Annotated in this window: 5 protein-coding genes and 2 pseudogenes; 5 read left to right on the top strand and 2 right to left on the bottom strand. The window is 40.4% G+C overall.

The window, feature by feature from the left end:
- The 5 genes and pseudogenes from fucI (MXE38_RS11570) to MXE38_RS11550 all read left to right on the top strand — a co-directional run.
- A pseudogene (fucI, locus tag MXE38_RS11570) lies at positions 1–229 on the top strand (L-fucose isomerase); the annotation flags it as partial.
- A gap of 317 nt (positions 230–546) precedes the next feature.
- Complete coding sequence (locus tag MXE38_RS11565) at positions 547–1,200, top strand: L-fuculose-phosphate aldolase (protein WP_246915158.1); 654 nt, start codon at positions 547–549, stop codon at positions 1,198–1,200.
- Positions 1,201–1,423: 223 nt separating this feature from the next.
- Positions 1,424–2,914, top strand: a complete 1,491-nt coding sequence (locus MXE38_RS11560) for a sugar ABC transporter ATP-binding protein (RefSeq protein WP_246915155.1) — start codon at positions 1,424–1,426, stop codon at positions 2,912–2,914.
- Positions 2,915–3,133: 219 nt separating this feature from the next.
- Positions 3,134–4,117, top strand: a complete 984-nt coding sequence (locus MXE38_RS11555) for an ABC transporter permease (RefSeq protein ID WP_246915152.1) — start codon at positions 3,134–3,136, stop codon at positions 4,115–4,117.
- 763 nt (positions 4,118–4,880) lie between these two features.
- The gene (locus MXE38_RS11550) at positions 4,881–5,915 is read left to right on the top strand and encodes an ABC transporter substrate-binding protein (protein ID WP_246915149.1); all 1,035 of its coding nucleotides are present in this window, start codon (positions 4,881–4,883) and stop codon (positions 5,913–5,915) included.
- Between the two features lie 2,204 nt (positions 5,916–8,119).
- Here MXE38_RS11550 and MXE38_RS11545 read toward each other — a convergent pair.
- Together MXE38_RS11545 and fucI (MXE38_RS11540) are read right to left on the bottom strand one after the other, a co-directional pair.
- Positions 8,120–8,773 carry an L-fuculose-phosphate aldolase gene (locus MXE38_RS11545; protein WP_246915146.1) on the bottom strand — a complete coding sequence of 218 codons (654 nt, stop codon included), beginning with the start codon at positions 8,771–8,773 and terminating at the stop codon, positions 8,120–8,122.
- Positions 8,774–8,929: 156 nt separating this feature from the next.
- Positions 8,930–9,158: pseudogene (gene fucI / locus MXE38_RS11540) on the bottom strand (L-fucose isomerase); the annotation flags it as partial.

Below are 9,158 nucleotides of genomic sequence, written 5' to 3'. Positions count from 1 at the left end.
CGCTTACGACGTAATGAACAACTGGGGTGCTAACCACGGCGCTATCGCTTACGGCCATATCGGTGCTGACTTAATCACCTTAGCTTCTATCTTACGTATCCCTGTTTGCGGCCACAACGTACCAGAGGACAAGATTTTCCGTCCTGCTTGCTGGAATGCCTTTGGCATGGATAAGGAAGGTCAAGACTTCCGTGCTTGCCAGAACTACGGCCCTCTCTACAAGCTTTAATTGAAAACCATAGAGTTTAATTAAACTCTAAATTAAAAAAGGCCTTGTTTTGGAGTTGCTCTTTAGCACAACAGAGCAAGGCCTTATTTTGAGTTGCTCTTAAAACAGCCTCAAATCTTTTTGCTTAGTGTTGTAAAACACAACTTTTCTAGCCTTAAGAGCACCACAGCGCTCGGCTAATTACATGCTTAGAGTCATATGCTTTTCTAGGTGATAAATACTACAAGTAAGTAGGTTTGGGTATTAAGTTTAAAAGCAGTTTGTTTTAGCACTTATTATTAGTCTTAATTATATTTAAGACTGTTGAGGGCTTAATTATGTTAATGGAAAAAGCACGCCACGATTTAGTTGAGTTTGGCAAGCGCTTAGTAAAGGCAAACCTCACCAAGGGTACAGGTGGCAACTTATCAGTATTTGACCGTGCTAATGGCACTGTTGCTATCACTCCAAGCGGCATTGATTTCTTTGAGATCACCCCCGAAGACATCGTAATCATCGACTTAGATGGCAAGACTATTGAAGGTGAACGCACCCCATCTTCTGAGTGGGAAATGCACTTAATGCCATATCGCCATCGTACTGATATTGATGCCGTGATCCACGCTCATACCACCTATGCCACTGTCTTAGCTGTATTACGTCAAGATCTCCCACCTTCACATTACATGGTAGCTGTTGCTGGCCCTAATGTACGTTGTGCTCCTTATGCAACTTATGGTACTCATGAGCTTGCTGTAAATTCTTACGAGTACATGAAAGATCGCCGTGCAGTAATTTTAGCAAACCACGGTATTTTATCTGGCGCTCAAGACCTCTTAAATGCCTTTAATATCATTGAAGAAGTTGAGTACTGCTCTCAGATTCATTACATGGCATCCTGCATGGGCAAGCCATACATTCTTCCAGATGAGGAAATGGCTTTAATGGCTGAGAAGTTTAAGACCTACGGTCAACGTAAAGCTAAAGACTAAGCCTTATGCCCAACCTAAGGCAAAAGTATGAGCACTTAAGCTCAACTTGCTCATAGGTTGAAAGCTTTTAAATTGTATGTTGTTAGAGCTTTCAGCCCACCCTAAATAACATTACGGATTATCTATCACACAAGCCAAGCTTGAATTGGCAAACTCTAGCCCTGTTTTATGAGTTTAGTTTGGGGAAAGGGGAGATAGTATCCGTAGGAGGATGAGTAAAAGTATGGCTAATATTATTTTGTCCATGCAGGGTATTAAAAAAGCTTTCAATGGAGTGCCTGCTTTAAAAAATGGCGCACTAGATTTATATGAAGGCGAAGTACATGCTCTCATGGGTGAGAATGGTGCTGGCAAGTCTACTTTAATGAAGATTTTGACTGGCATTTATGCACGTGATGAGGGACGTGTATATTACGATGGTAAGGATGTAGTTTTTAACGGCCCTGCTGAGTCAGAAGCTGCTGGTATTGCCATTGTGCACCAAGAACTCAATATGATGAAGGATTTGACCGTAGCTCAAAACCTCTTTATTGGTCACGAGTCCATGAATGGAATGTTCATTGATGATAAGGCCATGGAAGAAAAGGCTAAAGAGCTTTTTAAAATCCTGAATGTTGATATTGATCCAAGCGTAAAAGTCGGCATGCTTACAGTAGGTAAGCAGCAGATGGTTGAAATTGCCAAGGTAATTTCCAAAAACGCTAAAGTAATTGTCTTAGATGAGCCAACCGCTGCTTTAACTGATCACGAAATTGAAGAGCTTTTTAGAGTTATTCGTGATCTTAAGTCTAAAGGTGCTGCCATTGTCTATATTTCCCACCGTATGGATGAAATCAATGTGATTTCAGATCGCATTACTGTAATGCGTGATGGTGAATATGTTGGAGTGCTTGATGCGCATAACTGTACTAAAGACGACATCATTAAAATGATGGTAGGTCGTACAGTATTTATTGAGCCTAAGACTAAATCCCAAGTTCCAGAAGGAGCTAAGGTCTTATTACGCTGTGAACACCTCAATCGTGGCAAATTTGTACAAGATGTGTCCTTTGAAGTTCATGCAGGTGAGATCATTGGTTTCTCTGGCTTGATGGGAGCTGGACGTACTGAAACTGCACGTCTTATCTTTGGTGCAGACAAAATGGACTCAGGCAAGATCTTTATTGATGGTAAAGAGGTTGCTATTAAGTCTCCTAAAGATGCCGTGGCCCATGGTATTGGCTACTTATCAGAAGACCGCAAGCGCTTTGGTCTATTAGTTGATAAGTCAGTTGAGGAAAATACCGTAATTGCTTCTTTAAGCAAGTTTATTTCTAGCATGAACTTTATTGACCAAAACAAAACAGAAGAGGTCTCTAAAGAATATGTTAAGGAATTAAAGACTAAGACCCCAAGTGTTAAGCAAATCATTAAGAAGCTATCAGGTGGTAACCAACAGAAAGTGGTTATTGCTAAATGGCTTTCTGATGATAGTGACATCTTAATCTTCGATGAGCCAACTCGTGGTATTGACGTTGGTGCTAAGAGTGAAATTTATGCCTTAATGGAGACCCTTGCTAAGCAGGGTAAGGCCATTATCATGATTTCCTCGGAGTTACCTGAGATCTTACGTATGTCAGATCGTGTAGCAGTAATGTGCGAAGGTAAGCTCACTGGCATCTTGCCAATTGAAGAGTGTACTCAAGAAAAGATTATGGCTCTGGCAACACGCTAGAGATTAACACTAATAACTGCTTAGTTTGTTTTATCTTTTAGTTACTTTGCAATTTTTCTAGCTAAAGAGAGCAAGCTAAATCAGTTGGTGAATTAGTTTAAATTTGACACGACCCACAGCTGTTAATGAAATTCATTAATTAGCCATACTAACGTTCGTATGCCTTAATTTGTTTTTTAAACAAAAGATCATGCGACTATGTTGAAAAGGAGTCTATCCGTGGATCAAATTAAAAAGTTGGTTTCTAACCAACAGGCCGCTGTAGTTTTGGCCCTCGTTCTGATTTGTGCTGTGTTTGCGCTCATGACTGATCGTTTTATGCAGCCAACCACTTTTACCAATATTTCTAAGTCCGCTTATTACATTGCCTTCATGGCCATTGGTGTAACTTTTGTTATCGCCACAGGTGGTATTGACCTGTCCATTGGTACAGTGGCTATTTGCTCGGCTCTCGTCGGTGGTACGCTGATGGAAGCTGGATTGCCAATGCCTCTAGTATTATTGACCATGCTTGCTACAGGTGTGCTATTTGGTCTAATAAACGGCATATTGGTCACGAGGTTCGGATTGCCATCATTCATTGCTACTTTAGGTACTATGATGATGTCTCGTGGTTTAGGTTCTATCGTATCTGGCACTAAGACTATTTCCTTCCCTCAAGGTTCTGCTGATGGTGCTTGGTTCCGTGAGTTATTTATGATTACCTCACGTGATGGCTTCTTACCACGTAACTTCCCAACTGGCTTTATCCTCTTAGCTATTGCAGTAGTGGTTATGGCTTTAGTACTTAACCGTACTCAAATAGGCCGTTATATCTTATCTATCGGTTCTAACCGTGAAGCTACTCGTTTATCTGGTATTAATGTAGATTACTACGAGACCATTGCTTACGTAATTTCAGGCTTCTTTGCTGCCTTAGCTGGTATTGCTTATGTAGCAGTATTTACTACTGCTCAGCCTAATACAGGTAACGGCTTCGAGCTTGATGCTATTGCTGGTGTAGTTATCGGCGGTACTTCGCTTGCAGGTGGTGTAGGCTCAATCTTAGGTACAGTACTGGGTGTGTTCATCATGACAGTATTGAAGATTGGCTTCCCATACATTGGTGTACAAAGCCACTATCAAATGTTCATTACTGGTATTATCTTAGTAGTAGCAGTGTACATTGATATTGTTAACCGTAAGCGTAAGGGTCTTGCTTAGCTAGGCACGCTTTTGCGGTAAGTCCCATTTTCACAATTGGTTTAAACACGTTAAACCACTTACCAAACTTAAAAAACAAATTTGCTCTTACGCCTATTAAAGGACAAATTTAAAGTTTAGTAAGAATAAATCGTAGGCCAGGCTATGGGAAGCTGCTTTAACAGCACTAAAAGAAAACAACAGTTCAAGTTAAAGCAACCCATAGCCATTACTACCAAAGTAAGTAATAGAAGACCCAAAAGTTAAGAAATTCATTTTCATTCTAGGTTGTACTTTCTTTTTTCGTGTTCTTACCTAAACACATAATTTTGCAAAAATAGTGTGCTTTTGTGCAAAAGCACGCGCAAGATTTCTTTTGCCTATCAAAAAGGCCAAATATAAACAACTAAGCCCTGCAAATTTACGTGCTTTTTGTTCAATTTGAAGACTAAAAAAGCAAAATTTGCGCAAAAAAATCTCGAATTTTGCCCATAAAGCAGATACAAGTCACAATAATTTAGCGAGTTTTTATAATTTTATTGCTCTTAGTTGTTTTTGTCCTATTATGAAAAACAGCCTGATCTTAGGCAGGCTTAAAAGTGATTGTTAGATTTCGCTCATCAAGAATGAGCTCACAGAATAATGTTGAACACAATTTCTTTGCAATTTTTCAAATTGTGCTCAATGTTAAAGAGGCATGACTAATTAAATATGTTTTTTAGCACTTCAATTAAGTCATGTGAATCAATAGTGCAATGCTATTAACTGAAATAAGGATGAGATTATGAAGTTAAAGAAGTTAGTTTTAGCCTTAGGTGCTGCTTCTGTATTGTTCTCAGGCTCTGTTTGGGCTGAGCAAATGCACATCAACGTAGTTGCTAAAGGCTTCCAACACCAATTCTGGAAGGCTGTAGAGCAGGGCACTCAAAAGGCTGCTAATGAGTTTGATGTATCTGTAGATTTCCAAGGCCCTGATAGTGAGTCTAATATTGCTCAGCAGGTAGAGTACTTAAATGCTGCTATTGCTACTCAGCCAAGCGCAATTTGCTTAGCTGCCTTAGATACCCGTGCTATGCTTGATTCCATCCAAATGGCTCAAGACGAGGGTATCCCTATTATCGGTTTTGACTCTGGTGTACCTGATGCTCCAGAGGGTGCTATTAAGGCTACTGCTTCTACTGATAATACCGCTGCTGGTGGTTTAGCTGCTAATAAGCTTCTTGAGCTGGTTGCTGATAAGGTTAAAGCTGCAACCCCGGATAAGCCTGTACGTATTGGTGTAGTAGCTCAAGAGTCCAATTCTCAATCTATCGTTGCTCGTACTAAGGGCTTCGTAGATGCCTTTGTAGCTTTAGTTGGTGCTGATAAGGTTTCTGTTGAGGGTCACGATAGCTTACGTGCAGAAAAGAAAGGCGCATCTGTAATTGTTGACGTAGGTATTCCAGCTGAGGTTAAGGACGTAGACGCAGCGGCTGTTGCTTCTGCAATTTTAGAGAAGCCTGATCTAATTGCTGTTTATGGCTCTAATGAGTTTGCAACCAATGCTATTATTACTGCTAATGAGGGCTTAGATTGCTTAGGCGTTGATAAGGTAATTGCTGTAGGCTTCGATGCTGGTAACAAGATTTTAGATGCCATGGAAGCAGGCGTTTTAGCAGGCGCTGTTACCCAGAACCCAGTTCAAATTGGCTACCAAGCAGTTCGTTTAGCTGTTGACTCCGTAAATGGCAAGCCAGTTGAGGACGTTGACACTGGTGCTTTATGGTACAACAAGGAGAACATGGACGATCCTGAGATCAGTGTTTGCTTATACCGCTAAGCGTCTTACATGCTAGTTAATATTTAAAAACTTAAGGGCTGCTAACCAAGAGCAAGCCCTTATTTGGGCACCTAATTCCTACCGAGGATTAAGAAAAAGAGGCAAAGTTATCTTCAAAGCAGCTCGTGCTTGTGCCTCTTAAGACTAATATTAGTATTTTGTCCTATTACCAACAGCTAAATTACTGTTGTAATAGCAATAACTTCATATCCTCATCATAAGTGCTAAAAGCAAAGGGCTAAAGCAATTTAGCCCTTTTTTGCATCTCAAAAGCCCCAGCCCATCCAGCCAACCTCATCAAGAAGCTTTCTAAGCCCCAGCCTACAGGCCACAAACCCCAAAGCTAAAGCTAAAGCTAAAACTAAAAGCCAATGGCCGTAGCTCAATGCTTATAGCTCTAAGCTTAAAGCTAAAAGCCCAATGCCCAAGCTTTAATTTCCGCAACCTAAATCACCACTTTTTTACTGATTGGCACTTGCCATATGCTCCTTCTCAAGGCCAAGACAAACACAATAAACCAAAGCTAAAGCTATTTAGAGGCTATGTATGCTCTATGATCAAAGACAGCTAAGCTTGTTTAGCAAATAGGGGGTAGAGTATTGTAGCCTTCGAGGTTCAAAATTTAAGATAGATAGGACTATGGCATTGATAGTCTTGATATGGATAGAGAGATTGGCTCAATTAACTGTTGCTTGGCTACTGTCTGGCTTACTTGCTAGCTTGTCAGTAATTGTGCTTACTGTAAAAGCTAGCAGTAGTAAGGGAGGAAAAGATAAGTTTTAGATAAAAAAGAGGCAGCCATGAGGCTGCCGCTTTGGTGGCTTAAGCAACCTTAAGCCTGTGTTTGCTTTGTAGTTGTTCTGTAATTACCAATAGCTAATCAAATAAAGTATGCATTAAACTTTGTAGTTATGATACTTTCAGTAGTGATTAGCTAAATAAAGGTTTGAAAAACCTTGGTATTTAAAGTCTGTGCTTACGAAACGGAAAAGCTGCTACTTACAACAAGTAGCAGTTAGTACAAAGGAAACATAAGCATGTGAGACTAAAAAATTCTTTTAGAGAGACAAAAAAACTATCAATCTCTATAAATACCTATTTTAATACCGATTCAGAGCCAATGCATTAAATTTTTTAAACAAAATTTTAAAGCATCATATTATTTTACTTGTGTGCTTTTGGTGCACGATTTTAGACTAAATAAGCACAATTTTCTAGACAAAAAAGCACACATTTTTAGTAAGAAGGTGAAGTTTAAGCTTTTTTCATAGAAAAGGTAATAAATTCTCTTAACAACATCTAAGTTTAAAGCTCTTATCCACCTGCTAGCAGAAAATAATATAATCAAGCCTCCTCAATGCACAATAGTCCTTATCAGCTCAATATGCATAATAAAGCCATTATATAAGCTACATCAGAGTCTATTCTGGCCAAAACAAACCAAGTTTGTCCTTACTTATAATGGCAGGTTGGCTACCACCTCTCTATATCCGTATCAAGCCTAGCCATGCTTTCCATACCTGATGTGCCTGGCTATATCTACTGTTCATGACAATGAAGCTGTGATAGCCATGCTTGCACTGCTATTGAGTGCAATGACAAGCAGGGCTTGCCCTGAGCTGCTCTGGGCTTGCCATGGCTTGGCCTTAAGGCCAGGGCTCGAGCTTGAGCTCGCGCTTGAGCCCTGGCATGGAAAGATTGGGCTTGAGGGCAAAAAATAAAGTCTTGCAAGCATCTGGAGGCCAGTACTGCAAGACTTATGGAGTTAATTCCTAATTTGGCTATTATTAGGTGTGATGACCCAAGGTGGTGTGTGCTTGGGGATTCCCCTTATCTTAATTAGATAAGTATGAGGAAATTGGTTTGTAACAGATATAAGTAAATACTCTAGGTTAAGGTGAAAGTACTTATTTATATTTGCTATAAAAAGCTTTGGCACAAGGAGAACAAAGCCAAAGCTTTTTGGTGTTCAAATAAGGCTTATTAGGTGGAGATAGGTCTAATAAGCATTGATTTGAGCTAAATAGTTGTTTCGATATGGATTGGTTATTGTTACAAGGTTGGGCTTGGTAAATCAACCTTGGTTAAGCCCAGTATATATTAGAGCTTATACTAAAGAGCCAAGCTAAACTGCTTGGCTCTTATTGGTCTGCTAAGAATTACTTAGCTGTTGTTTAGTCTTTATCTTTAGCCTGAGCTTAAGATTAGTCCTTAGCCTTACGTTGACCGTAGGTCTTGAACTTCTCAGCCATTAAAGCCATTTCCTCATCTGGAAGAATGTGTGGCTTGCCCATGCAAGAAGCCATGTAGTGGATCTGAGAGCAGTACTCAACTTCTTCAATGATGTTGAAGGCATTTAATAAGTCTTGAGCGCCAGATAAGATACCGTGGTTAGCTAAGATAACAGCACGACGATCCTTCATGTACTCGTGGGAGTTAACAGCTAACTCGTGAGAACCATAAGTAGCATATGGAGCGCAACGTACGTTTGGACCAGCAACAGCAACCATGTAGTGAGAAGCTGGTAAGTCTTGACGTAAAACAGCTAAAACAGTTGCATAGGTGGTGTGAGCGTGGATAACAGCATCAATATCGGTGCGGTGACGGTATGGCATTAAGTGCATTTCCCACTCAGAAGATGGGGTGCGAGTGCCTTCGATGGTCTTGCCGTCTAAGTCGATAATTACGATGTCCTCTGGGGTGATCTCAAAGAAATCAATGCCGCTTGGAGTGATAGCAACAGTGCCATTAGCACGGTCAAATACTGATAAGTTGCCACCAGTACCCTTGGTGAGGTTTGCCTTTACTAAACGCTTGCCAAACTCAACTAAATCGTGGCGGGCTTTTTCCATTAACATGGTAGTGATCCTTTCTATGTGTTCTAATCTTACTTTTAAGATCAGATAAATAAATTCTGTGTGTTATTACTTTTTTAAAGCAAGGAGCTTTTGAGCTCCTTGCAGATAGCCTAATGTTGTTTAGGCTTATTAATAGTAGCTTATGCTACGTTTCGATTATAGCTTGTAGAGTGGGCCGTAGTTCTGGCAAGCACGGAAGTCTTGACCTTCCTTATCCATGCCAAAGGCATTCCAGCAAGCAGGACGGAAAATCTTGTCCTCTGGTACGTTGTGGCCGCAAACTGGGATACGTAAGATAGAGGCTAAGGTGATTAAGTCAGCACCGATGTGGCCGTAAGCGATAGCGCCGTGGTTAGCACCCCAGTTGTTCATTACGTCATAAGCA

This window comes from Anaerobiospirillum sp. NML120448, assembly GCF_023050945.1.
Lineage (GTDB): Bacteria > Pseudomonadota > Gammaproteobacteria > Enterobacterales > Succinivibrionaceae > Anaerobiospirillum.
Note: the sequence above shows the minus strand (reverse complement) of the source record. Positions and strands in the feature narration are given on the sequence as shown.